Source organism: Chryseobacterium sp. MEBOG07 (assembly GCF_021869745.1).
In the GTDB taxonomy this organism is placed as follows: domain Bacteria; phylum Bacteroidota; class Bacteroidia; order Flavobacteriales; family Weeksellaceae; genus Chryseobacterium; species Chryseobacterium viscerum.
In genome coordinates this window covers 3,397,408-3,422,707 of sequence record NZ_CP084579.1, presented here as the reverse complement: position 1 = coordinate 3,422,707, position 25,300 = coordinate 3,397,408, and the positions used below count along the sequence as shown (strand labels likewise).

Genomic DNA, 25,300 nt, shown 5'->3' with positions numbered 1-25,300 from the left:
ATAGTTATTAATCTAAAAATTTTAAAAAATGCCAATTATAGGAAAAATTATACGTGTAAATGAATTACCTCCCATTGGAGAAAGGGAAACTAATGCTATTTATCAGGTAGCAGCTCCGGGTTCTTTATCTTACACAGATTATGCAGTTGATGAAAACGGTGATTTAAAGACCCATGCCGTTGTTGATGGAACCATTCCTCTTGAATTAGCTGATAATCATGTCAGTATTTCAAATGCTGATCTTTTAGCAGAAGGAATCGCAAGTCAGGCTCAATACAATATTAAAACAAAGGAAAGGTTAGCTAAGAAATTAGAAGTTCCATTGACAGAAGGAAATGCCCAGGACTATCCTAAGATTATAGGATTAAATGATAATGGAAATGTTGCGAAACTTCCTGCAGGTGATTTGGGAAAAAATATGATGAATGCCAACCTGTCAAACAGTTCAGCAAGAAGTCATACTCTTAATGCTTCATTTTCTATCAATACTTTAGGAAACCCATACGTATTATCCGGTTTGCCCAATAAGAATTCTGATACCGCTAATTTTCAAAAAGTTGTAGTCCAAAATACCAATGGCTTAAATGCGGTGCTAGACAGTAAAAATCTACTATTAGAAATACCGAACCAATTGACTGAAGCTGAAAGATCAGCATGGAAAACGAAAATGAACGGAGGCTGGAGTACGGACACTATGAGTGTGGCTGTTATATCACCACCAATTGTGGATAAAACAGACCGTCCGTTTTGGATCAATCTGAAGGGAGCTAATTTGAATCTTCCTTCCACAAGCTTTAAAGTGGAGCTATGTACCCAGGATAGTGTTTCGGCAGATACAGCTACTGTTGTTGTCGCAATCCCCGGTTCACAGGTTCAGTTGTATACCAATGGAATTGACCTGACCTTCTATTACAATTTCAAAAATATTCCTATAGGAGAATATAAAATAAGGCTGTGGAATGGTGTAGCCTGGTATTTGACAAGCTTTACCATCCGTGTAGTCAGCCAGATACAGCGTATCCCTCTGAATAACATTGTTTGGGAACAGAAAATATACAATAATGCGGTATCGCCTGCCATTACACAAGCGGGAGCTGCTGTAAGCTACAGTTCCGACAGTAATGTAAAAGCACTTGCTGATGATTCTTCTTTCATCGCAGCCCGAAAGACAAACCAATTGATAGGAGCAGATGAAGATTTTTACATGAGTGTTGAAATTACAGGTAAAACTGCAACGATTAATGGAGGAAATGGATTTGGAACGATGACCCATTTTGTAGGATTAGTCAATGCTGCCAATGGAGTAGATCTCTTAAATCAAACGGTTGCCAATGTTAGGCTTGTACAGTCTTACTGGTATCCTATGGGAAAAATATTTCCGGATAATTCCGCAGAAGCAGTCACTACTGCGGAGTCTACTTATGCTCTTAATGCAACATTTATAAGACGTGGAGGAAGCTGGACGGTTATTGTCAATTTCAATAATAAGACAGTTACCTATACCAAAACAGGCTATACAGGTCCGGTTGCCTTTGGAATGTACAATATGAACACAATGGGAAATACCGGTGTAAGCGCCAATATTGTTGAACTGTATAAACTATAACCTTTATCAAACTTTGAGATAAAATCAATAAAAAGGCAGAGCCTGAAAATTCTGCCTTTCAATTAGTGTCTATAAACTGATAGGCACTGTTATTTAACCCAGCAAAATTTTAAAACAATGAAAGAAAAATTATTAATACCTGAAAAGGTACAGCAACTTTTAAACGAAATTAAGACAACAGATCTAAACCTTGGGGAAATCAAGATCTCTGAACATCCTTTGCTTCCATCTTTTAACAGGTTTATCAAAATCAATAAAGTGGTGGTAGATACAGAGCTCCCAAGAACCTATCTTTTTTATCAGCAGGTTTTAAGAGATAAAGAAACCAATGAAATAGAACCTTCTAACCTCCCGACTCCGGAATGGCTGATTGGAGAAGAGGAATGGTCAAGCCTTAGAGATGAAAATTTTGAGAGAATATCTGTTCCTGTAGTAGATGACGAAACGCAGAACCCTGTACTGGATGAGGATGGATATCCTAAAACGTCTATCATCAAAGTGAGTACCCATCATTATATGCTTTGGCTTGTTAAGAACAATAAAATAGGCTTTCTGGATCTTCTGAAAAGCTATTTACAGGAGTTTGTTGAGTTGAAAAGCAATGAGCTAAATAAACTGTCTTAATTACAGATTATTTGGATGAATTCAATAACCATTTTACTGGCAGGGCCATAAAACCCTGCCTTTTTCAAAAAAGAAAAAATTATGGAAACACTTGAACTTAGAGAAATCATCAGTAAAGAATGGCGTACTGATGATTATATAAGAAAACAGCTGTTATGTAATAAATTAAAATACAGTAATCAGTTTAATCAGCAGTTTATTCTGGATTATAACATCAATGATTATGATGGAACTGCCGAAGAAAAATACATTAAGGATGATAAAGAGAACATCATATACTTAAAAACATATCTCAATAAGAATAAAGAGCTTGTGAATCTGGTCCAAACAGAGTGTGAAATCAAATTTGTAATTAGTGCTGCACAAGAGAAGATCTCCTGCCAGCTTATTTATTTTTATCACAGAGATGCTGACCGGGAAAAGCTTAGGAGAAAAAAGGCTATTGTATTGGAAACCTTTTCCTATGAGGAATTCAGGAGATTGGTGATGCATGTAGGATTTGATGATTTTGAAAATTATTCTGAATACAAAAATTATTTCACAGAAATCTTTAAATCAAGTTTTCTTAAAGCAAAGAGTGCAGAGGAGCTTAAATTTCTTTATACCAATACTCCTGAATTCGTCCTGAGAGGAATGACTCTTGAAAATGAAACGTTATTCGGACATCTGCTTGCCTTAACAAAACTTGATGATACCGGAATTTTCAGTGGATGGAAGGATGGAAGCTCAGCTCTGGTCAATGTCTTGAAGGCGTTTTCCGATCGTTTTTTTTTAGTGGACAAGTTCAAAAAAAGTCCTGAACTCTGTAACAGGATTTATTTTAATCTGGATGGGGCAAGCGAGTTTAATGGAGAAATGAAATCCAACCGTATCATTTTTGCCACTATTCTGATGGAGTATTGTCTTTTTTCTCATAACCGCCCAAAAGCAGGAGCTTCTACTTTCAGGATAGGGAATGAATATAAAGTAAATACTGAAGTTTTTGGGCTTGCGGGAGACCTATTGGGTTTTGGAAAGTCAGATGAAAAAACTTTTTTTCTTCAGCAGCAGAAAGAAGTAACAAAGAGGGTTTTCATTGTACCCAAAGAAGGAGATCCTAATGCAACAGAACAGGTAACAGAAGATCTGGATGAAGGAGCTAAGTTTTATCCTCTTGACATGGTTTATTTCATCGAGCAGCATACATCAGAAACCAATGAAGGAGGAGAACAGCAGGGTACTATTATGATGGTTCCGGCTATTTATGTAAAAGCGCTGGCTGATGCAGAAAAATGGGAAGATATTAATGAAACGATCCGGATTGTGGCCGACATGATAGGAGTCGTTTTTGGAATCGGAACATTAGCACTATCCGGAAATCCGTACCTGTTATTAGCTGCCGCTGCAGATCTTAGTTTGGCATTACCGGATCTTACCATACAGGCATTCCGGGCGGAAATTGCTAAGCTTCCAGGAGGAGATGAGTTCTTGCGACAGTGGGATCTTATTTATAACGTATTGGGATCTGCTGTAGCAGTACCGCAGCTTGCTGTTGGTTTAGCTCAGCTTGCTGCTGCTTTTTATAGAAGTTGCTTAAGTTTATTGAGAACATCAGCGAATGTTGCAGAAAATGTGAGACAGGGGTTGCGTGCAAGTGCAATTTCCGTATTTTGGATTTGAACAGCGGCGTGTTTCAAAGGAAAGATCTCCGTATGTTTAGTCCTACAGAATGGGTAATCCCAAGCGCAGGGTTCATTTCAAAAACATCGGAATGTGATGCATTGATACAAAACGGGGCATTCTTTATGGAGCTTGATGCTGCTGCTATTATGGAGAGTATTGGAAAAAAAGGAGGTATTAATCCTGATGTGATAGGCTCAATAAGTAGTAACAGGAGATTTGCTTTGGTGTATCAAGGGGAGATTATCGCTCAGGGAAGCCGTTATGATAAAGCATATCAGAAAGTCCTACAGGAAATAAGAAAAGTAAGTTATAGCTCAGAGAAAGTTGGAGAAATATTAGAGTCTTTTGTTAACCGAAGAAGGGTTGTTTCAGTTGAAACTGGTGTAAACCTTGGAATAACACCTGAAAAAGGGATTAAAATGAGTTTCAGATTGATTGATGAATTTGGAAATTATGCAGGAGAATTAATTAGAGCTCAGGAAAAAGGAGATAAGTTGGTATACAGTCTTAGTGTAAGGGGAAAACCGCAAAAATTAAATTGTTTTACTCGTTTATTAGATGCTAAAGGGGCTAGGGCAAACGAATTACCTGTTTATGGTAATGAAAGGATGCTTATGGGAGATTTTAATATTCCTAAAACAATTACTGATAAGTACTCAGGATTAGGAGATTTAGTTCTTTCCGATGCAATGGCTTTTTATCAAACTAATAAAAAGTTTGGACAACTGGATGGTGTTATAGGATGGTGGAAAAAAGCGACAATGTATGAAGATTATGGAGGTCAATCTATTAACCTAACTAAATTCTGGGAAGCAAGAGCTGCTGGAAAAAGTATTGAAGAAGCAGCACTATCAACTTTCACAGGTTCTAGGATGAAAGCAAAAGGTTTTGGAAAAGTGCGGTATGAAATTGATAACATTGAAGAAGATCAAGTAATTATTAATTTTTTAAAAAAATAAAATGAAAATTATATTTAGTAATGCAATAAAACATAATCAAGATCATTTTGATTTTATTGCTAACAAAGCAAATAGATATGTACATGGTTCAAAGTATATGTATTCTGATGGAAAGTACTTGGAATTAATTAAGAAATCTATTCCTAACAGATTAGAATCTTCAAATTACAAAGATTCACCTCTTACAAAAGAAGAAATACTGGCTTTTAATGAGGCTTTGGAAAAACAAATCGAATATTGGTTATCATTAAGAGTTCATATTCCAATAAAAGAAGGAACGGATACTGTAACTTATAAAGGAGAAACTATAGAACTTGATATCCGGCCTATTGATATTAATGACAATGATAAAGCTTTACGAGATTTATTACGTCTTCACGATATTATAAAAGAGTGTCTGGAAGAAGATAAGCCACTATATTTAAGTATATATGAGGAAGAATAAGTAATTTTTAAACCGCTCAGTTTTGAGTGGTTTAATTTGTTAATAAAATTATAATTCTTTTACTTGAATTTGAATAACGAGCTTCCTAGTTTGTCTAATATATGATGGTAATTATTATTAACTACTTTTATAAAAGAATTGTTTTAAGAATTTTCTTTTTATAATCAAAAATAAATTTTAATCTATAGAAACGTTTTGATGTTACCTTATCGTTAATAAAAGTTGCAGGAAGTTTAGCTGAAAAAATAAGGTGTTTTAACTCATTTTGTATTTTTTCGTTTTTCCCCTTTTCAATCTTTATATTAGATATAGTTCTATTTTCTTCTACAATAAAAGTAAAAATAAAAGTATTTTCTAAAGGTATTTTATTATTATCAAAAATCGCAAAATTAAAGGATTTAGATAGTTTTTCAATTTTAAAATATACTAAATTATCATCTATATTGTAATTATCTGGTATTTCTTTGTAATTTTTTGGAGAGGGAGGATTCATAACCTTTTTTCCTGTCCGGACAATGACAAAAAAGTAAAAATAGAACAAAGTATAAATAAATTTTTCATATAATAATTTTGTGTTAATTCAAAAGTAAGAATTTTTATTCAGAAAAACTTTTCATCTAGATTTTTAAATAAGTCCTATGGATCAAAATTAATTGTATTAATAGACAAGGAGAAATTGTACGGGCTGTAAAAGATAAGAGTATATATAAAATAATGGAACAGATTATACAAAAATTACATCATGGAATAAAACAAAGTGGTTGGGATTCTTATAAGCCTTTAAAAAATGAATTACTAACCTATGATTCAAAAGATTTAATGATTAAGTTGCTTAATTCTGAGGATTTTAGATGTAAAAATGTAAGAAGTCTTTTTACAATTATTCCTGAATTATGGAAAGATTTTAATCTGGATGATTGGATGTATATTATTCGAAAAGTTGACCGTCCTACAAACTACCGATTATATATAGATGACGGGCCCTATTTTGAAGACATCCGTTTTTTATATAACTGGATTGGTATAGATAGTATTAGTTTGTATAAAAATGATCCGGGAGTTTCTTCTAAAAATAAACAAAACTTGGATAAAGTATTTCCAATGTTTCTACATGATATATTGAGAAATGGAGATTATAAAGAAGACTTTCAAGATGGAACATTTGGAGACATAAAATATTTCCGGGATATGAAAACGCGATTAATAAGTCAAGGGGCAAAGCCAAGTCCGATGCCAAATTTATAACAACTTTATATAATTTAAATTTATATAGTAGAAATATTTAAATGCTAACCGTTCAAAATGTGAACGGTTAGTTTATTTTAATTGCAATTTAAAGATATATAGATGAGAAAAGTGCTTAAGCAAATAAATAAGTGTTATGAATAACAGGATGTAAGTGAATGAACCTTCTATTCAGAAATTCAAAGATGTATGTTTATTTATTATTCTGTTGACATGTGTTCTTTTATCCGGCTCTGCAAGAATATTTTTATAATGTAATTTCCAAAAACATAAAAGGACAGATCGCTGATCTGTCCTTTTTATTTTTGCCAGCTTCACACCTATTGATGATGCTCTATTGTTGCTTTAGATCTGTACTTTTTATCTAATTCGCGTACCAAATTCATCGTTGTGGCAGAAAGAACGTAGGCATCCTTATCTTTTTTGAAGCTTTATCATATAAGTATACAAATTGGAAAGGATCCTCAACATGTTTGATTAAATCTTTTTTGAAGCCTGCTTTATCTATAATAGCGGACATATAACACCCCGGAACATGCCCACTGGTATTCCCCGTATTGATCAGCTTATTCATTTTTAACTTGGATCGGTCTAATGGCTTTACAGACAATAGAGAATCAATATTTTTAATTACTTTGGCTCCATCTGCTATGAATTCTTCACGCGCTCCTCTCTGAAACTCCAATAGTTTTACTGCATCTTTTCCCTCATAGATCTTATCCGTTAAATCAGCACTTCCTTCATTCAGTATTCTCTGAAGCAAATTTATAATAACTGCATCCTCATCTTCTACTTCAAATACAAGTTGGGGTCTTAATACATGATGAAGCTCGTGGCCTCCCATGGCTCCCATTCTATTGTTATCATGAAAATATGCACACATCAGAGTGAATATCATCCAGCTATTCCTCACATGCGCATCATTGTGTATAGGGATAATGGTCACTTTATAGTCTTCAGCTTTTTTCTGATATTTCTTTGGAAGCATCTGATAGGTATACTGATAACAGGTATCAAAATAATGTTTTGGATCTTTTTTAATATCGGTAAGATATTTTTTCATTTGATCCTCATTCACCTTATATTCATTGATAATATAGACCCACCAGTTTTTCATTGGAGTTTTCAGTTTTTCCTTCAGGGCAGTACTGTTTTTTGGCATATAAACGGTTTCCATGTTCTTCCTGTACCCATCTATGAAAATACTGTCCCAACCCTGATCCTTAATATAAACCTGCATGGCTTCATTTTTCAAAAATTGATTCCATGTTTTTTTGTCCAGGGGTTTATCATTTTTTAAGTCTTGAGTTATTTTAAAATATTCCCAGCATGTGCTGTCATCAAAGGTTTGGGAATACACCATCTGAGAAGACAGAAAAGCAAACAAAGTACATATTATTTGTTTAATCATTGATTTGTTTTTTAATGAACGTTATGTGGCTAAAGTACAATAAAACACATGACAAATCAGAAGTATTTAAAGTAATACACGTAATTTCTCCACTAAAGCCAGTTGGTAAGGTCATTGAATTTTAAAAATATAACAAATCATGAGTTTGCTAATTTCTGAAAAAAGGAAGAGAACCTTAATGACCAATAAATAATTGGAGCGATTCGAATGTTTTGCCTTAACAAAATAAAGCTCTACTAATGCAGTGCCTTACTTTTAAAGAATATAGAGTTTTTGTTTTATTTAATGCTTTCTAAGAAGGATAATAGTAGTATTAGGTGCTCTGCTGAAAGCCTCCCATCCCGTAAGCATTAAATGCAAACCTACTGATAACCAGTAGTTTTTTTTTTTTTTTATTTAATTTTTCTTCCCCATATTTCTTATATAACAAAGATTGTTATTACCATATTTAGTGAATTTTTAGGAGTAAAACTGCCTGTTGTATTTCGCGAAAAATCTCCAAATTAAAAATATTTTATCTTTTTTCAGATAAATAGAAAAAGCCTGATTTTAAAAAGAGGGGGTAATACCAAAACCAATATAATTTGAGGGACTTGCTGTTCATATAGGTAGTTAAGCCATATATAAAAAGCTGGTTCAGATATTGAAATGGGTCTTTAGATTCTAGATAAACCCCAAATTCTCATAATATCTTTTTAATCTTATGAGAATAATTTATAATACGACAGTATTTGTCGCTTTGACAATATATATTTGCTTTATTAAACAAAATAAGGTTTACCATATTAAATGATTTAATGATTTTATATCTTTGTCACCCAGAAAACTAAATAACTTTTAAATTTAACACATATAATGAAAAACAAATTTATTGTGAGGTTACTCTCTTTGGTAACTATTATGGTCTTGTTATATTCCTGTAGGAATGAACTGTCAACAGAGCAAGAAGAGACACACAGCAACAGTAGTCAATTCAGACCAACATCTAAAACAATTCGTCTAGAACAAAGTAAACACAAACTAGTTCTTAAAACTGAATTACAAAAGGCTCAAAACAATCTAACAGAAATCAAAACTAATGCATCAGGCAAATCGGTTGATTTCGCAAATGGTGTTTCGATTGACACAGACAATGTAACTTACATTGAATATGGTCCAAGCTTACACACTTACACGTTTAATTTGGTAAGAGAAAATGCTCCTGAAAATGCTCCTTTAGAAAATCTGGTGTTATCTTCTTTGTCTGATGGAAGCTATAAGGAGCTTTTAGTAACGTACAATTTTACACAACAGGAAAAACTTAACCTGCTTGCAGGAAAAGGAGTGAAAACAGCTGGTAGAGCTACTGCTATTGAACTTGTAAAAGGAACTTATGGAGGAGTGATTTCTAATAGAAGTATGGGAGGAGCAGAATCATGTTCTTATAAAACTGTAGATATGTATTTCTCTTGCTATACGGGAGAACATCACCAAGGTAACGAAAGTAGTTGGGGAGAATGCAATTGGCAAAATAAAGGAGGTTACGCAGCTCAGCATATTACAATGGTAGCATTAGTTTGTACAGCAGATACAAGTCTGGGAATTGATGGCTCACCAGGAGGTGGTGATATGGGACCTACTACAGGCTTAGGAGGTGGTACAGACACTCCAACAATTCCAACTCTTAGTGCATTCTTTTTTTACGTTAAAAGGCTCCCCGCAGATTTGAAAGCTGTTCTTTATGATACAGCCAATACTGAATTTTATGACGGCTTAAAAAAGTTTTATGATTTTAATTATGGAAGTGCTGAGTCTGGAGAATTTATTACTTGGGCATTACAATTCAAACAAAATAATCCAAATACATCGTGGGAACAGTTTGAAAATTGGTTTTTAGGGACTTCTGAGGGAAAAGCTGATGAAAATTACGACACAGCATATTGGGACAATCCTAACCTTACCTTTCCCCCTCAGTCACTACCTAGTTGGCAAAACTATTATGATGCATTTCCTAAAGACGTGAACGGAAAAGGACTTTCGGGACCTGCTATATATGAAATTGTCAAGGGTACTCCAAAAGCATTGAGAGATGGCGTTTTAAATGATTCAAACCCAAATAATGACCATGATTATGATAATGCATGTGCTTTGAGAGTTTCAATAGCATTAAATTATTCAGGGGTTAAAATTCCTAATATACCAAACCATACATTTAAAGGAGGAGATGGAAAATATTATTTTTTAAGTGCAAAGAAATTGAATGCATGGATGAGAAAAACTTTTGGAACCAATCCAGCAACTTCTACTACTCCATATAATTCAAATCACATTCATATTACAGGAAACCAAGCGGGAGTAAATGGTGTTAATCTGCCAGTTATATTAAAAGATATAAAAGGAATTTATTCTTTAGTTTCTAGTAATTCTGCGTGGGCCTCCGGACATGGTGATATATTACAACCTAATGGTACTTGTATTAATGGATGTCATTTTTACGATGCCCCAATAGATTACATAGATGTTTGGATATTACAATAAATATTTATAAATTAATAATGAAATATTTAAGATTTATGACTAAAATAAAATTAATTATACCTATCGTTTCCTTTTTATTAATGTATTCATGTTCTATCAATAAAAGACCACAATTCAGATATCGAAGTGATAGAACACAAAAAAACAATGAAAAGGAATTTTATACCAAAAGATTTAGGGATGCTGTCTTTTATAAATGTCTACAACATGGATATGGAGAGAATACTAATTTTAAAATAGGAAAATTAATGGCAGAGAAAGATTTATTTACTCCTTCTGATGAGCCATTTATTATAGAAGATAGAATACAAGATAGCATAGCGAAGCAAATAATATCTAATCTTCCTCCTGTATACATACTTAATGAAAATGAGAATGAAATAAAGGGTAAAAATTTTATTATTTCTACTTGTTTAAGTTTTTATGAGAGTAAAGAACTCAATAAAATAACTCAAAAGTATTATAAAATAAATTTAAAAGAAGAAAGAAACTAGAATATTAAACTCATTTTTTAAATAAAATACTAAAGATTTACTTTAATAAATGATTGGTTCTACCACAGACAGGTAAAGCCAATCATTCTTATTTTAAAATAACTTAATCAATGAAAAATATGTTTTTTATTCTTATAACAATTTTAATAAGTTTGTTGAATTGATATTCATTTAAAAAATGGATTAAAATAATGTAAACTAATGTGTAAAAAAATATTTATAATTATGCTTCTATCATTGGCTTGGCAATCATTATTTTGTCAAGCTTCGGAAAATAATTGCCCGAATAATCTAACATATTTTGCATATTCACTTCCAATTGATGGAGAGAAATGGTATGTGCCCATTAAATATGAGATTCGAGATAATTTAATTGATTTAAAAATTAGACGTACAAATAAAGACGAGTTATTTATTCGCTTCAAAATAATTGAAAATTTAATTTGCGATTTTAAAGATGTTAATCATTGTAACCTCAAATACAAAGTTTTGACTTATGATGAAGAAACAAATTTGTATGAACAAAGGGTATCACAAATAGAATTTAAATTTTCTGACAGAGAAGGTAAGATTTATATTCAGCATTCAAATTTTCCTCAAATTATAAGTGAAGCAACATCGATAGAAGAAATTAAAAAATAAGATAAATTCCAGTTATGAATATTTCTATGAAAGAGTAAAATATAAATATTTCTTTCTTTCTCAGAAGACATTATTTCAATTACCAAAAACAAAAAAGTCATTTCTTGATATATTTTTAAGATAGTAATTGGAAGTTTTTAAATACTTTCTTTATTATGCTATTTTTGTTTATCCTTTTGAATAAATTAAAATTATATGAAAAAAATAGCAATTCTAATTTCAGGGTATTTTTTAGTTTCATGTACGGTTAATAAAAGTAGTTTTAAAGAAGAGTTAACAGTACAACATTTTAAGGATAGAACTTTACAAAAATGTCTATTGAAAGGATATGAAAATAAAGACCTTGTAAATAGAATATATGATATAGATAAGACGCTCTATGACCCTGTTGCAATAGCTTTATTTGATGATGAGATAGATGCTGTTTTGGCATCGAAAATAAATAAAATGAAGAAAGACTCATTGGAATCAATCGGTAAGATTTCTGAGGCAAAAGCAGGAAAAATTGTATTTGGAAATTGCTTGTCTTTTTATAAAAGTAAAGAACTGGATAGGTTTGCTACTAAGCAAATTAATAAATATATAAAAGTCAAAGATGTTGACTCATTAATTCTTTCAAAAAATCCATCTTTTTAATTACGAAGGATGAATTTATTTTTATAGAAGTCAATATTGCTTATTTTAAAATAACTTAATCAATGAAAAACATATTTTTTATTCTTATGATTCTGATTTCTTGTGGAGTACAATCCCAGGAAAAATATGTAGAAGAGAAGAAAGAAGCATTTAAGCTACTTGCAAAATTAGATTCTTTATACCCCAAAAAGGATAAAAAATTAAATTCTCTATTTACCAATAATGTTCAGTGTAGTATTTGTGAAATTGAAAACAGATATGATAATCAATACATAATAGAAAACAAAAAATTCGTCCAAAATAATCTACAGGAAGTAATAAAGTTATTAGATTATAAATTATTGAAAAAATCTAATTCAACTTTTACTAAACAAGGAACTAATTTTATTTTATCATACTCGACAACTGATCCTCACAAAAAAGCAGAATTTGAAGGAGCGTCCACCTTAATTACATTAAAAAAAGAAAATGGACGTTTAAAAATATATTCAATTGAAACTATTCCATAACAGACACTAGCAATTGAAGTTGCTAACTTTGTTAAGACACAATTCTTATACTCTTCAACTTTAAGAATAAAGTGAATCATACTTTCTATTCAGTAATTGAATTTTTGCTGGATATAGGAAAAAAATTAAGGCTTGGATTTTATAATCCGAGCCTTTTTTAATGTAGACATACACCGGTTGATTCTTAAATAAGCTTTCAGTACCTCCTTACCCTGTATTATTAAATAAAATAAATAATGAAACTATTGAAAAATGCTTCTTTATATTTTTTTAGAAGTACAGTATACTTACTGCAACTACAGAATGGAGGGCTCAAAAAACTTTCATAGGATTGAAAAAAAAAGGAATTTTGAACCTTGAAATGATGAAGCAATATCATCAGATTTCATAAAAATAAAGGATACTGCAACTACAGAATAGGGAGGTCGAAAAACTTTTATAAGAGCTGAATAAATCTGAACTTTGAGCTCTGAATAATGTGAATAGTCATTGACTTCAGGAACTATAGACTTCCATTCAAGGCGATTATGCTTTGAGCAATATCGCTCTTTCTCCACTTATCAATTTTATCAAAAGTAATTTTCAAAAAAACACATGAGTACACCATTACAAACAATTTTCAGTTGGTTTGAAACTGGAGATTTTCCAACAGAAGCACAGTTTAAAGAAACATTTTCATCTTTTTACCACAAGGATGACCCAATCCCTAAGGAAAGTATTGAAGGGTTTGAGGACATTTTTCAATTATTTGCCAGTGCAGAGGCCTTTCAAGCACATTTAAAAGACCCAAAGGCCCATTCGGAATACCTGGCTTTACGGGATGCGGGTAATCTAACCCCAGCTCATGTTACCAGCTGGAAAAGTAAACTGGGAATCAGCAATGCTGCTACGATTGATGGTTCTGACCAATTGGGTAATGCGTATACTAAAATACAGATAGACGGTTTTGTTAATGAACTGAAAAATGCTGATAAAGACTTAGCCCAGAAGATAGAAAATATTAAAAAGCTACTGTTATCCAATGATCTGTCTTTAGATGAACTTCAGGAAATCGTGGATTTCATTAAGAAAAGCCGTGAGGATATTGAAGCTTTAAAAGCTCTTTCGGGGGAAACAAGTGAAGATAAAGTAAAGCTGTTACTTGACTATGATGGGGTAGGCAGCCCGAAAAATCAACAGGAATTTAATAAGAAAATCTATGATAAGATTTTGTTGATATCACAGACCCCTACAAGTGCAGTGGTACAAGTCACAGAAAGTACAGTATTTCCAAACACCCTTGAAACTGAAAATGTGATCATCCAGGCCCGGGACAGTGTTACGGGTAAAAAAATAAATATTGACGATTACGCAACCAACCAAACCATAGAAATTAAGATGTTTGGCGACATCGTTCATCCCATTAATATTCTCATTTTAAAAGTTAAACCATAAAAAAATAAAAAACATGAATAATAACGCAGTAATAAGTAATAACGCCCATCAGGATAATTTTTTTGGAGAGCTGCAACATACCCGTTTTCAATATTTTGATACGCTTCCCAGTACGGATAAAGCGCTCCCAGGCTGGATCATTGATTATAAAAATGAGCTGCACCAATGGAACGGAACCAAATGGATTAATCTGGCCCAAAATTACGTACACCCTGATTATCCACTGACCAATAATCCATTTCAAACGGATCAAACAAGCGGACTTCTATTGCTAAGTCAGATACTGACCAATAGTTCAGGACATGTTATCAAAATAGCAGGTAGAAATCTTAGCAATGCAGATATTGTCTCTATTTTCCTGAATGATGCCGTACAGTCAGGTACATTTACATGGTCATCCAATAAGATTAAAACTTATATTGAAAACTTAGTGGGGCAAAGCCTTACAGGAGCGTTGATTTATCAGCCGGGAGGGTATATTCCTTCTACTGCTAAAGGCTCAATGACAGCTCCGCTACCAATTACATCAGCTACCATTAAAACAGGTATGGTATGGGTTATTACAGCCAATGGCTGGGTTGGAAGTGAGCCCGTTTCTATTGGCGACCACCTTATTGCTAATACTGATAATGGTTCAAATGTTCCTAAAAATTATCAGATTATAGAAAAAGGAATTCCTGACATTGTAGATGCCACAGAGAGTGTGAAAGGACTCATTCAAATCGCTACAGAAGCTGAAGCTATTGCGGGAACTGATACCCTTAAAGCAATGACTCCAAGATCTACAAAAGTTGTTTTGGATGCAAAAATCAAATCTAAAACAGTACTGATTGGAGATGGTTTTTCCGTTACTTTTCCCATTAATCATAATTGGAATACCTGGAATGTTGATTATATCTGTTACCGTACTACGGATAATAGAAAAATAAATGTAAGCTGTGTAACGATCTCTGCCAATGACGTACGAATAGACGTTCTGGCACCTCTTACTCAAGATGAATATAGAATTACTTTAACCGCAAGACTTGATTAATGGCATCACTAATAGCACCTGAATATTTTAACAATCACATCGATGTAGAAGGCGAAATCATCGTAAAAAGTGTTCCAAACGATACAGGTTCTGTGTTGGTTTGGAACCCCACTACAAAGAAAATATCTCAAAGAACAAAAGCTGAGATTATTGCTGATTTGGGATTAATGACCAATGCAAGCATGACTAATTTGGTTCCATATAATGGAGCTGTTAAAAATGTTAAACTCGGCTCCAACAATCTCTCCTTTAGCAGTAATGGAGCGATTGAAAAGTCACAGAATGATACTCTGGTATTTAACAAAGTTTATCAAGGTTTTTTTAATTATGGTTCTGGGAACACAGGTATTTTGGCTATAAAAATGCCACAGGCACATCCTGACCAGACTATGTTTAGTATTGACATTAACGTTTATGGTTATGAAGCTCAATATCTCGGGAAAATAAATGTAAGCTTTTATAAATATGTATCAGGGGCGATTGTTGCCAATGGTTCAAAGGCTCTGTGGGAAGTAACAGAGAATTTTCCTACCAACGTAATAAGAGTTGGTATGGGTACTGATGGATATGTTAGTATTTTATTAGGAGATCCTAATACTTTTTGGAATAATTATTTCTCATTTGAAGTATCAAGAGTTCAGACACAATATGGTTTTTGGGATAATAATTGGAGCAATGGGTGGACCCATGCATTAGAAACTGATTTTGATCAGTATGGATCTCAAATAATTACTCCAGTTTCTGATATTCTTTCTACAAAAGACTGGGTATTTAATAACTATATTCCAAAACATGTTCAGTACAATGATCATTTTAATGATCTTTCTGGAGTTTCTGGAGTCTATAGAACAAACAATGATGGGCACGGTGCCAATTGGTTATATTCTCCAATGCTTCACTTAGGTGCTCAAGACACAAATGCTCAGTTGCAAATCAAATATAATGATGGAGATGTGAGTGCTGGTTCTCTTGCTTATAGAGGCGGTTTTGCAGGGAATTGGACACCCTGGCGGGTGGCTTGGGACAGTAGGAATTTTAATCCCAATAATTATATTCCTACATCACACCCAGTTTATGGGATCACTTCAAACGATGTATTTAATTGGAGAGGTTATTATAATTATTGGGATATTAGAACATTAAAACCTGGGGATATTCCGGCAAAATCTTTACAGTATGGATTTACATCTTGGAATAATGACGATTCTTCACCATTTGCAGATTATCTTCATTTCGGAGGATATCCAGACAGTTCCGGTGGACTCCAGAATCTTATTATGTTCAAAAAGAATGGTGCTGGTTTAAGACAGTATCAGGGAAGTTCGCAAGGAATTTCTCCTTATCAGTCTTATGCTGATTATTGGAATACGGAAAATTTACCACAATCTAATATTGATTATTTAGCTTATATTTCTAATGTTGGGGTAGCAACTCTCAATTTGTTAGATGATTACCAGACAAAAAACACTGATGAAGATATATCTGCTTCTAAATCTTATTATAACAGAATACCTTTTAAATTTAAAATTCCCTCTTCTAAATCCTGGGCTTTGCATAGGCCGGCAAATAACAATTTAGTATTTGCTCCTTCTTCTTCAAATAATGCAGAAGATTGGGATTGGAATAATTATGTAGAGTTTTCTGATGCGGGTAAAGTTTCGTCAAGAGGTTTTATTAAACTCGGATATACAGATGATTATATTTTAACTGCGGGTGGCGGTGCTATCGATCATTTAGTTAAGGAAGATGCTTTTTATCATTCTACAAGAAATTTTATAAACGGTACATTCATTGAGACTGATGTAGACTACTCGCAAACTGAGGGGCATCAATTTCTTTTAGAAATGAAAGGTAATATGTATTTTGGAGGTACATATTTACCTTTAGATTGTAAAATACAGGGATATATATACAATGATACTATTGTCGCAGAAGGTGGATATTCTACACTTAATTATTTCAACTATGTAATTTGTTTAAATTTCAATGGTAAATTAACGATATGGTTTCCTCCAATGAGCTATTGGCAGGGTTTTGATGTAAAACTTACTGTGGGGTACGGTGGTTTGGGCCAGGGGAAAAACCGTGTTACTTCAGTTTCGGATAATCCAGACCCGGGAGGCACAAAAAGAGTTCAAATCAATCTTAAACATCTCCTTACAAAAGAAGAACTTGTTTCTGAAAATACATTTTGGGAAAAGAAAAATATTGGTGAGTATTGGGCCTTGGATTCAGATAAACCTATAGGCGCACTGAATGGAAATGCTGCGCAAGTCATTTTATCAGGTGGTTTACTGGCATCTTCTGCTTATACTGATTCACAATTTATTCCTGCCAATGGAATACATTCAAAGGGAGTTATTCAAACTGATGAAGGATTTTTAAATAGATATTTTAAAGCTAATCAAAGAAACAGAATATGGTCTTTTGGTAATGCTGATACTTATGGAATGTCTTATTTTCAAGGTAGCGGCCATGTCTTAGGTGAAGGTATTAATTTTCACTTTGGTGATGTAAGTTCTACAGGATATAAAGCATTTGTACAAAATAGTGGTAGAATATTTTCAGAAGTAGATGGTAATTCAGGAGATTGGAAACATAAAGAGTATGGTGCAAATAATTATCTAGGGGCAGATTATATAGGAGGCGGGCAGGAAAAACCTAATTCAATATATTTTGGACCAGGTAAATTAAAATTACAGATGTTGGAAGGTTCTCAGATGGGTAATTCTAATTTTGGCTGGTCAGATGTTTTATGGATGTCTTCATACTTAGGAGGCGATGTTAAAAAATCGACAGCGATTGTTTCATCTAAATATAATGATAGAATAGGTTTTGTAAAACAAGATTATGATGCTGCTGATTGGGGGACTTTCCAGGAGTTTTGGACAACCAATAACTTAACGAATCCGGCAACTCAGACAGACTTAGATAATTATTATCATATAAATAAAGGAGGAGGTATCACTAATCAATCTGAATTAGTGCCCAATGGATTACAAAGTATTTCAACAGCCAACTCAGGTTCTAATTTTGATGGTGAGCTAGCCAATAAAACACTTGAAGGAACCTTTGCAAATTTTAATGGGTATTCTAAGACATCAAAAGATTTAGGATTTACTCTGTTTGTACCAACATCTAAAGAACAAGGTGTTTATTATAAAACCTGGTATGCAGGAAATCAAACGCCTTGGAAAAGACTTGCTGAATATTCTGATTTATCAGGTTTTGTATCAGCTTCCGAGTTAGGAAACTATCTTAGAAAAGAGGGTGGTACTATGACAGGTGCTTTTAATATGGAGTCTCCAGCGATGTTAGGGAGGTGGAAAAGTACTGCACAAACAGGAAATTATTTGACTTGGGAAAAGTATGACGGGACTAAAGCTATCGCTTATATGGGAGCCGATGGAGGCGCCGCTTCAGGGGGAGGTTCAGGAGATAATTTTGCCGTTAGAGCTGTAAATAGTGGTGATTTATTATTAAGTTCAGATAGTGGTGTTGTTAAAATTCAAGGTGCTATTCCTTGGACTTCTAGTAATTTTAATCCTGGCGAATACTTAGCGAAAAGAGGATTACATCAAGATGCAGCTTCGGTAAAAACTGATTTTCCTTTAAGTGTTACAGATTGGGCCTCAGGTACTGGATTTCCGTCTACTTATGGTAACTCTTTACACATTGCAGGAAGTAATACATGGTACCATAGAATAGATTTCCCTTTATTCAGCGATCACTTAGAGTATTGGCAGGGTGTTAATACAACAGTCATGACGAAAAAAGGTAATATTCCTTTGTTGTCAGATGGAGAGAGGCTTTGGACTACTAATAATTTTAATCCTGATAATAAAATTAATTCTGCAGAAAATGCTGAAACACTAGGATTTTCAAATGGTTTATCAACAGGAGCGCCTTACATATATCATAGAACAGATGGGTATGTATTCTTGGCTACTCGATCTTGGGTGTCATCTAATTTTGCCAATCAAACTCTAACCGGTCTACCAGAGGGTGAAGACGGACAATGGATAAATTTGACCAATTCAACAGGAGTTTTAGCTTCAAACTATTTTATTACCTCAAGAGATGGTTCAAGAGATCCCAATACAGTTGTTGCACCCAATGGCAATTCTCGTAGAGTTAGATTTGATTTTGTTAACGCTGGACATGTTGGAGGTACTGGAAATTATGCAGGTGTAATGACTTATGCTCCTTGGGATGGCACCACTGCATCCACTGGAGATTCTTCATACCAATTAGCTTTTGCTAATCAAACGGAGGTAAATGGAGCAGGAATACCTATGCTTAAAATAAGAAAAGGGATTGATGATAAATGGTCTAGTAACTGGTATAAACTGTGGAGTGACGCCGATTTTTCACAAAGTCATATCGATAATTGGAATAATATGTCCAATGATGGAATTATATTAAACAAGCAGTTTACGAATATCACAGGGAATGGATTATTTGTTGTTGATAATCATCAGGGTGGAGAATCTGGTATATATAATAAAAAGGATGGATTCTATTTAACGGTATTAAAAGATGAGTATTATAAATATTCAAGTACGTATAAAGGTTGGGAAGGTATTAATTTCAATAGAGGAGATTACAGGATTGGTATAGGTACAAAAGCTAATGGTGTAGATAAGATAAATGTTTCAGGTTCAGTAAAAGCTACTGGAAACTTTAAATCAAAGGATGAAAAACCTAATACATTATTTATTCCAAACGGAGAGATAGCCTATCTTAATGATGAGATTACCAATGAAGATAATAGAATGAGATTATCTCATAGAATGATCGAACAGCAGTCTGGAGTTCAATATTATGATTCTGATAATAGAATGTTGGTCATTAGATGTACAGATCCAAATACGCATTTTACATTAGGAAAATGTTTTCCAGGCCAGCGAATACTGGTATTAAATGCTAACGAGTACGATGCACAAGGCTTTGACATCAAAAGCACAGGATCCTCATATAAAATAAAACCATTTACCTCTATCCAATTATTTGTTTGGGATGAAAAGACGGTTTATAAATATGCAGAAAATCAAATGTATTAAAACTTGAAATTACAACAAAAAAGCATCACAGAAACAGTGATGCTTTTCTTATTACAAACGGTAAGATTATTCAGGATACCATTTCTTTTTCATGAATAAACTGGCTTTCACGAGTAATATCAATACCGGGACTTCTACCAATGGTCCAATGACTCCTACAAATGCCTGCGGTGAATGAACTCCGAATACAGAAATCGCCACAGCAATGGCCAGCTCAAAATTGTTTCCGGTAGCGGTAAAGGCGATAGATGCATTTTTATCATAAGGAATCTTTAATAACTTATTAATTATAAAGCTCACAAAAAACATCAAAACAAAATAAATGATAAGCGGTATGGTTACTTTTGCCACATCCATAGGCAGTTCCAGTATTTTGCTTCCCTTTAAGCTAAACATCAGTACAATGGTAAATAATAAGGAGTATAATGTAACAGGGGATATTGCAGGTATAAATTTTCTGTTGTACCATGCGGTGCCTTTTGATCTTATCAGAATATAACGGCTGATAAAACCTGCTAAAAACGGAATTCCCAGATAGATGAGTACACTTTCAGTAATATCTTTCATAGAGATATTTACATTAAAGCTGGCCAGGCCCAATTGATCAGGCAATACATTGATAAACAGCCATACCATAAAGCTGTAAGTAAATATCTGAAAAATACTGTTCAACGCAACCAGTAAAGCTGCATATTCTCTATTTCCCTTTGCCAGGTCATTCCAGACGAGTACCATTGCAATACATCTTGCCAGCCCGATAAGGATAAGACCCACCATATAATCAGGTTCATGTCTTAAAAAAAGGATAGCGAGTCCGAACATAAGGACTGGTCCTATTATCCAGTTGAGAAATAAGGAAACGCCAATTACTTTTTTATCTTTAAATGCTAATGGCAGAAGAGAATAGTCAACTTTAGCCAATGGCGGGTACATCATGAGAATGAGCCCAATCGCCAGAGGAATATTGGTTGTTCCTATGGACTGTGAATTGATCATATCAGGAATGGCTGGGAAAAAATGCCCTAAAGCAATTCCTATACCCATGGCCAGGAATATCCATAAAGTAAGATAACGATCAAGAAATTTTAATCTTGGCTGCATGATTATTGGTTGATTTTTGAAAAAACATAAAACATTTCTTCTGCAATTTGCAAGCTTCTTTCAGCATATACTGTTGTCTGTTCCGGAGTATTGTCTGCAATTTTAGGATCCTCAAACGTGATGGGAATTCTTTTTTCAGCACCAGGAATAAACGGACATCCACCGTCTGCCTGTGAACAGGTCATAATGGCTGCAAATCCGGATACAGGATTGAAAGGACTATCGTATTTTTTTGAAAAACCTATGATAGGCAAATCATTATCATCATACTGTATTGCATACACGGGATTGGCTGTTTCAGCAATGCTGAAAATACTGAAGCCCTGATCGGCTAATGTTTCTGAAACCTTGGGAAACAAAGCGGTTGTTTCTGTTCCTCCGGAATAGCAATGAACACCCGGAATAGAAAAGTAGGAAGAGGCTGCCTGCGCCCAGATTTGTGACAAATGACTGCGGCGTGAATTATGAGTACAGATAAAATTGATATTGACTTGTTTTCCTTCATCCACCTTTTGCTGAATGAAACTGATCAATGGCTCCAGAACTCCCTTTCTATCAGCATCTATATTTTCCCACTGTAGAGATTGGATGGTGTTTACTAATTTTTGATACATAGCATTCTAAGGTATTAGCAGCAGCCTGAAGCAGGATTGCAGGATGAAGGGTTTACAGAGAAGTCAGACAGGTTTTTCTTTTGCTTTTCGTTAGGAATTCCACAAGCTTCCTGGGCCAGGCAAGCCGTGGTTTTATTGTTAAGGACAAAGTTTTTCCCATTAAAACTTAAATCATATTTACCAATGGTTTCCCCCTGATATTCAACTTCAATTTCCGTGTCTTCTATTCCCAGTTTTTCTTCAGAAAGCTGAATAATGTGAAGGAGTTTACCGGGTTTCAGACGATGTTCATAATCATCAGCGTCCCATAACTGAAAGTTAATGATTGTCTCATTTCTGGTGACACCGCCACAATCGATGAATTTTTTTATAATCTGGCCAACTTCCGTAACGTGGAAATGCTCAGGAACAAAACTGCCGTTTTCCAATTGAAATTCAACGTTTTCCAATGTAGGAAGAATTTCTTTGATTTCTGATAATCTCATAGTGATTAAAATTTAAAGATTAAAATTATAATGTTATATTGCAATATTACGATGATTTGATTCAAAAAAAATGCCTTAGCAGCATTGTTTTATAGTAACATCCTGATTAAAGAATGCATTGAATTCATTTTGAATATCTTTCCACACATTTTCATTAATACAGTAGCAGACAGATTTCCCATCAATAGAGCCTTTAATGATCCCGATATTCTTCAGTTCTTTCAAGTGTTGAGAGATCGTAGCCTGAGCCAGACCAAGTTCTTCAACCAGATCATTGCAGATACATGCTTTTTGGTGAATGATATATTGTAGAATAGCTACTCTGGCAGGATGCCCCAAAACTTTAAGCAGAGAAGCCAGTTTATTTTGCTCTTCAGTATAGATTTCTGTTTTAGTAACTCCCATTGTTTTAATTATTATATCGCAATATTACGATATTAATTTTATGCAGCCATGCAAAACGTGTTAATTTTTATAAATAAATTTTAAATATATAAAAATCAATATTTTATATCTGTTTTAAAATATGTGGTAAAGCAAGATATAAAAAAAGATGAAGCGGAATTATGCTTCATCTTTTGATCTTTTATTAGGGTAAACTAATTTTTTTGCCTTGTTCAGGGAAAACATAATTTACTTTTAAAGGATTGGTTTTCAATAATTCCTTTTTGATAAGTTCAGGATTGTCACCTGTAGGTTTTCTATGGGTAACTACAATATTAAGACCTTCAAGGCTGTTTTGTCCGGTTTTTTCTTTCAGTTTACTCAGCTCTTCAACCAAAAGGGTAGGAGTAAGGTGGCCGAACAGCAGATGTTCCGGCTGGCTGTTAGGGAAAGAAACTTCAATTAATATGGTGTTGAGCTGTCTTTTTTTAACAAGGGGTGCTATTGTAGTCCAAAGGTGATCAAGACGGTCAGACTTTTCGATGCGGTCAGCGCCTGTATCGCCCAGATAAAGCAGGTAATGATCATCTCTTCTTACTAATGCCGCACTGCTTTTATAAGGATTTACATGGCTCAGCTCATAGCCTGTTATAAAAAATGGGGTCTTAGGTGCTGGGATCTCAGTTCCTTCCTGAAGCTCATTATAATGATACTTTCCAAGCATCGGTTTTTGACCCTGATCAGCAAAATTAATCCAGGTATCTGTTATAAAGTAATGATTTTGCAAAATCTGAATCACGGGTGCTATCGCGAAAATATCTTTTTTAGAATCGGCCGGAGAGTTGATAATAAGTCCCGATAAATGATCCAAATGACCATGTGATACAAAATATCCTTTTATCTGATCCTTAAGAACCGTTTCTGCTGAACCGTCAAGGCTTTTTAATTGAATAGCTTTTCGTATCCCGGCATTTACGGTACCGGCATCAAGACAAAGAAATGAATTGTCTTTCGGTGCGCCTACCAAATAGGCAGATAAATTGTCTTCCTGCTCACCACCATAGATCCCTAATGGAATAACATCAAAATTTTGTGCCTGGCAAACGATATTCAGAAGAAGGGCTAATAAAGAAACTGCTGTTTTTTTCATAATACTTACACTGGAAAACCATCCTTTACGAGATGGGCAGAGCAAATTTACGCTATTTTTGGTGACTGGCATTCTGAAGTAATAAAGCCTGCTGAAAATCAGCAAGCTTTATTTGAGTATTATTTTATTGAGGCTGTTGTTGGGTTACACAATGTACCATTCCGCCATTGGCAAATAAATTACGGCAATCTATTCCCACTACTGTTTTACCAGGATAAAGCTGCTGGATAATATTGTTGGCAACTGCATCATTGGGATCGTTGTAGTTAGGTACCAATACACGGTTATTCGCAATATAATAATTGATATAAGAGGCACGGCCTACATTCTTTCCATAAGTGGTTATCACATCATTTCTGGTCAAAGGAACCTTTACAAACTGATAAGCAGAGCCATTTTTTGTGGTTGCATCATATAATTTGTCAATATCGCCATCCGGAACCTGCCAGTAAGCCAGATCATTAGGATTCATAGTGATAATGGTGGAAGAATTGGCAAATCTTGCAAAACCATCAATGTGCATATCTGTAATGTCGAGTCCGGCTTTCCCATTCAACCAGATAAACTTGGTAACCCCTAAGTTTTGGGTAAATATTGCTTCTGCCTGCTGCTGGGTCATTCCAGGATTTCTGTTGCTATTTAGGATGGAACTTTTACACGCCATCAATACTCCGTTTCCATCAATTTCTACACTTCCGCCTTCATTGATCATAACCGAATTGAGATCGATTTTTGGAATGTTGGTATCTGCAGCAATTTTAGAAGGAATTGTATTACACTTGCTATAGTCTGCTTTATTGCCCCAGCCGTTAAACCCCCAATCCTGAATAAATAACTGCCCGTTTTGATCTTTTACATAAATAGGCCCGTTATCTCTTACCCAGAAATCATCTGTGGGATAAAGCTTAAAATTGATATTGGTAAGCGGAACTCCGGCACTGTTTAATAATCCTACAATACGGTCTTTTTCTATCCCGTTGTACGCAACGATGTGAACCTTCTCACTTTGTGCCAGCTCCTTGGTCATTGCTACCCAGGTTGCATCCAATCGGTTACGGTAGGTAGTTCCATATTGATACTGGTGAGGCCATTGAAGCCAGGTCCCCTCGTGCTTTGCAGATTCTTCCGGCATTTTGTAAACAGGAGTTCCCGGGTTCGTAGTTCCTGGAGGTTCTATAGGCTCTGTTTGAGAGCAGGCCATTAAAAAAACAGGTAATAACAGGAACATGATTTTCTTTTTTTGCATAATTGATTTATTTTTTAACAATGCAAAATTAGATTTGTGA

22 protein-coding genes are annotated in these 25,300 nt (G+C 34.2%); 14 read left to right on the top strand and 8 right to left on the bottom strand.

The genetic code is table 11. The features are described 5' to 3' along the window. The first annotated feature begins 28 nt into the window (after positions 1-28). The 5 genes from LF886_RS15765 to LF886_RS15745 all read left to right on the top strand — a co-directional run bounded on the left by LF886_RS15765 (position 29) and on the right by LF886_RS15745 (position 5,296). Entirely contained in the window at positions 29-1,606 is a 1,578-nt protein-coding gene (locus tag LF886_RS15765; protein ID WP_236850457.1) for a hypothetical protein, read from the top strand. Between the two features lie 117 nt (positions 1,607-1,723). After that, positions 1,724-2,230, top strand: coding sequence for a hypothetical protein (locus LF886_RS15760; RefSeq protein ID WP_236850455.1), 507 nt, complete (start codon positions 1,724-1,726; stop codon positions 2,228-2,230). Positions 2,231-2,311: 81 nt separating this feature from the next. Further along, a complete protein-coding gene (locus LF886_RS15755; RefSeq protein ID WP_236850453.1) occupies positions 2,312-3,889 on the top strand; it encodes a hypothetical protein in 1,578 nt (525 codons plus the stop codon). A gap of 32 nt (positions 3,890-3,921) precedes the next feature. Next, positions 3,922-4,851: a hypothetical protein gene (locus tag LF886_RS15750; protein ID WP_236850452.1), complete on the top strand. Its 930-nt coding sequence runs from the start codon at positions 3,922-3,924 to the stop codon at positions 4,849-4,851. A gap of 1 nt (position 4,852) precedes the next feature. After that, a complete protein-coding gene (locus LF886_RS15745) occupies positions 4,853-5,296 on the top strand; it encodes a hypothetical protein (protein ID WP_236850450.1) in 444 nt (147 codons plus the stop codon). 127 nt (positions 5,297-5,423) lie between these two features. Here LF886_RS15745 and LF886_RS15740 read toward each other — a convergent pair whose 3' ends face one another. Then, the gene (locus LF886_RS15740) at positions 5,424-5,789 is read right to left on the bottom strand and encodes a hypothetical protein (protein WP_236850449.1); all 366 of its coding nucleotides are present in this window, start codon (positions 5,787-5,789) and stop codon (positions 5,424-5,426) included. Between the two features lie 221 nt (positions 5,790-6,010). Between LF886_RS15740 and LF886_RS15735 the strand changes: the two genes are divergently transcribed. Next, positions 6,011-6,541: a hypothetical protein gene (locus LF886_RS15735; RefSeq protein ID WP_236850447.1), complete on the top strand. Its 531-nt coding sequence runs from the start codon at positions 6,011-6,013 to the stop codon at positions 6,539-6,541. 382 nt (positions 6,542-6,923) lie between these two features. Here the strand turns inward: LF886_RS15735 and LF886_RS15730 are convergent, their stop codons facing one another. Next, the gene (locus tag LF886_RS15730) at positions 6,924-7,952 is read right to left on the bottom strand and encodes a DUF5700 domain-containing putative Zn-dependent protease (RefSeq protein ID WP_236850445.1); all 1,029 of its coding nucleotides are present in this window, start codon (positions 7,950-7,952) and stop codon (positions 6,924-6,926) included. Between the two features lie 855 nt (positions 7,953-8,807). Here LF886_RS15730 and LF886_RS15725 point away from each other — a divergent pair. From LF886_RS15725 to LF886_RS15690, 8 genes are all read left to right on the top strand, one after another. After that, positions 8,808-10,469, top strand: coding sequence for a T6SS effector amidase Tae4 family protein (locus tag LF886_RS15725; RefSeq protein WP_236850444.1), 1,662 nt, complete (start codon positions 8,808-8,810; stop codon positions 10,467-10,469). A 17-nt stretch (positions 10,470-10,486) separates the two neighbouring features. Further along, positions 10,487-10,963: a hypothetical protein gene (locus LF886_RS15720; RefSeq protein WP_236850443.1), complete on the top strand. Its 477-nt coding sequence runs from the start codon at positions 10,487-10,489 to the stop codon at positions 10,961-10,963. 225 nt (positions 10,964-11,188) lie between these two features. Continuing rightward, on the top strand, positions 11,189-11,605 hold the full coding sequence (locus LF886_RS15715) for a hypothetical protein (protein WP_236850441.1): 417 nt from the start codon (positions 11,189-11,191) through the stop codon (positions 11,603-11,605). Positions 11,606-11,800: 195 nt separating this feature from the next. Then, positions 11,801-12,241 (top strand): hypothetical protein, encoded by a 441-nt coding sequence (locus LF886_RS15710; protein ID WP_236850439.1) that lies wholly within the window; start codon positions 11,801-11,803, stop codon positions 12,239-12,241. A gap of 62 nt (positions 12,242-12,303) precedes the next feature. Beyond that, positions 12,304-12,750, top strand: coding sequence for a hypothetical protein (locus tag LF886_RS15705; RefSeq protein ID WP_236850438.1), 447 nt, complete (start codon positions 12,304-12,306; stop codon positions 12,748-12,750). Between the two features lie 594 nt (positions 12,751-13,344). Beyond that, on the top strand, positions 13,345-14,184 hold the full coding sequence (locus LF886_RS15700) for a hypothetical protein (protein ID WP_236850436.1): 840 nt from the start codon (positions 13,345-13,347) through the stop codon (positions 14,182-14,184). A 13-nt stretch (positions 14,185-14,197) separates the two neighbouring features. Beyond that, positions 14,198-15,217 carry a hypothetical protein gene (locus LF886_RS15695; RefSeq protein ID WP_236850434.1) on the top strand — a complete coding sequence of 340 codons (1,020 nt, stop codon included), beginning with the start codon at positions 14,198-14,200 and terminating at the stop codon, positions 15,215-15,217. Then, positions 15,217-20,280: a hypothetical protein gene (locus LF886_RS15690; protein ID WP_236850433.1), complete on the top strand. Its 5,064-nt coding sequence runs from the start codon at positions 15,217-15,219 to the stop codon at positions 20,278-20,280. The genes LF886_RS15695 and LF886_RS15690 overlap by 1 nt, the downstream gene beginning before the upstream one ends. A gap of 66 nt (positions 20,281-20,346) precedes the next feature. Here LF886_RS15690 and arsB read toward each other — a convergent pair whose 3' ends face one another. From arsB to LF886_RS15660, 6 genes are all read right to left on the bottom strand, one after another. Beyond that, positions 20,347-21,381, bottom strand: a complete 1,035-nt coding sequence (gene arsB, locus LF886_RS15685) for an ACR3 family arsenite efflux transporter (RefSeq protein ID WP_236850431.1) — start codon at positions 21,379-21,381, stop codon at positions 20,347-20,349. A 2-nt stretch (positions 21,382-21,383) separates the two neighbouring features. Further along, positions 21,384-21,995 carry a low molecular weight phosphatase family protein gene (locus tag LF886_RS15680; RefSeq protein ID WP_236850429.1) on the bottom strand — a complete coding sequence of 204 codons (612 nt, stop codon included), beginning with the start codon at positions 21,993-21,995 and terminating at the stop codon, positions 21,384-21,386. A gap of 14 nt (positions 21,996-22,009) precedes the next feature. Then, positions 22,010-22,480 (bottom strand): DUF6428 family protein, encoded by a 471-nt coding sequence (locus LF886_RS15675; protein ID WP_236850427.1) that lies wholly within the window; start codon positions 22,478-22,480, stop codon positions 22,010-22,012. 75 nt (positions 22,481-22,555) lie between these two features. Next, the gene (locus LF886_RS15670) at positions 22,556-22,885 is read right to left on the bottom strand and encodes an ArsR/SmtB family transcription factor (protein ID WP_103235672.1); all 330 of its coding nucleotides are present in this window, start codon (positions 22,883-22,885) and stop codon (positions 22,556-22,558) included. Positions 22,886-23,069: 184 nt separating this feature from the next. Next, positions 23,070-24,014, bottom strand: a complete 945-nt coding sequence (locus tag LF886_RS15665; protein WP_236850426.1) for an MBL fold metallo-hydrolase — start codon at positions 24,012-24,014, stop codon at positions 23,070-23,072. Between the two features lie 124 nt (positions 24,015-24,138). Next, the gene (locus LF886_RS15660) at positions 24,139-25,260 is read right to left on the bottom strand and encodes an agmatine/peptidylarginine deiminase (RefSeq protein WP_236850424.1); all 1,122 of its coding nucleotides are present in this window, start codon (positions 25,258-25,260) and stop codon (positions 24,139-24,141) included. Positions 25,261-25,300 lie beyond the last annotated feature (40 nt).

What these genes read in the sequence shown, in the direction of transcription:
- LF886_RS15730 (WP_236850445.1), bottom strand. Translation starts at nt 7,952, where the DNA reads ATGATTAAACAAATAATATGTACTTTGTTTGCTTTTCTGTCTTCTCAG.
- LF886_RS15725 (WP_236850444.1), top strand. Translation starts at nt 8,808, where the DNA reads ATGAAAAACAAATTTATTGTGAGGTTACTCTCTTTGGTAACTATTATG.
- LF886_RS15695 (WP_236850434.1), top strand. Translation starts at nt 14,198, where the DNA reads ATGAATAATAACGCAGTAATAAGTAATAACGCCCATCAGGATAATTTT.
- LF886_RS15680 (WP_236850429.1), bottom strand. Translation starts at nt 21,995, where the DNA reads ATGTATCAAAAATTAGTAAACACCATCCAATCTCTACAGTGGGAAAAT.
- LF886_RS15750 (WP_236850452.1), top strand. Translation starts at nt 3,922, where the DNA reads ATGTTTAGTCCTACAGAATGGGTAATCCCAAGCGCAGGGTTCATTTCA.
- LF886_RS15765 (WP_236850457.1), top strand. Translation starts at nt 29, where the DNA reads ATGCCAATTATAGGAAAAATTATACGTGTAAATGAATTACCTCCCATT.
- LF886_RS15705 (WP_236850438.1), top strand. Translation starts at nt 12,304, where the DNA reads ATGAAAAACATATTTTTTATTCTTATGATTCTGATTTCTTGTGGAGTA.
- LF886_RS15760 (WP_236850455.1), top strand. Translation starts at nt 1,724, where the DNA reads ATGAAAGAAAAATTATTAATACCTGAAAAGGTACAGCAACTTTTAAAC.
- LF886_RS15735 (WP_236850447.1), top strand. Translation starts at nt 6,011, where the DNA reads ATGGAACAGATTATACAAAAATTACATCATGGAATAAAACAAAGTGGT.
- LF886_RS15710 (WP_236850439.1), top strand. Translation starts at nt 11,801, where the DNA reads ATGAAAAAAATAGCAATTCTAATTTCAGGGTATTTTTTAGTTTCATGT.
- LF886_RS15660 (WP_236850424.1), bottom strand. Translation starts at nt 25,260, where the DNA reads ATGCAAAAAAAGAAAATCATGTTCCTGTTATTACCTGTTTTTTTAATG.
- LF886_RS15740 (WP_236850449.1), bottom strand. Translation starts at nt 5,789, where the DNA reads ATGAATCCTCCCTCTCCAAAAAATTACAAAGAAATACCAGATAATTAC.
- LF886_RS15755 (WP_236850453.1), top strand. Translation starts at nt 2,312, where the DNA reads ATGGAAACACTTGAACTTAGAGAAATCATCAGTAAAGAATGGCGTACT.
- LF886_RS15715 (WP_236850441.1), top strand. Translation starts at nt 11,189, where the DNA reads ATGCTTCTATCATTGGCTTGGCAATCATTATTTTGTCAAGCTTCGGAA.
- LF886_RS15665 (WP_236850426.1), bottom strand. Translation starts at nt 24,014, where the DNA reads ATGAAAAAAACAGCAGTTTCTTTATTAGCCCTTCTTCTGAATATCGTT.
- LF886_RS15720 (WP_236850443.1), top strand. Translation starts at nt 10,487, where the DNA reads ATGAAATATTTAAGATTTATGACTAAAATAAAATTAATTATACCTATC.
- LF886_RS15670 (WP_103235672.1), bottom strand. Translation starts at nt 22,885, where the DNA reads ATGGGAGTTACTAAAACAGAAATCTATACTGAAGAGCAAAATAAACTG.
- LF886_RS15700 (WP_236850436.1), top strand. Translation starts at nt 13,345, where the DNA reads ATGAGTACACCATTACAAACAATTTTCAGTTGGTTTGAAACTGGAGAT.
- arsB (WP_236850431.1), bottom strand. Translation starts at nt 21,381, where the DNA reads ATGCAGCCAAGATTAAAATTTCTTGATCGTTATCTTACTTTATGGATA.
- LF886_RS15745 (WP_236850450.1), top strand. Translation starts at nt 4,853, where the DNA reads ATGAAAATTATATTTAGTAATGCAATAAAACATAATCAAGATCATTTT.
- LF886_RS15675 (WP_236850427.1), bottom strand. Translation starts at nt 22,480, where the DNA reads ATGAGATTATCAGAAATCAAAGAAATTCTTCCTACATTGGAAAACGTT.
- LF886_RS15690 (WP_236850433.1), top strand. Translation starts at nt 15,217, where the DNA reads ATGGCATCACTAATAGCACCTGAATATTTTAACAATCACATCGATGTA.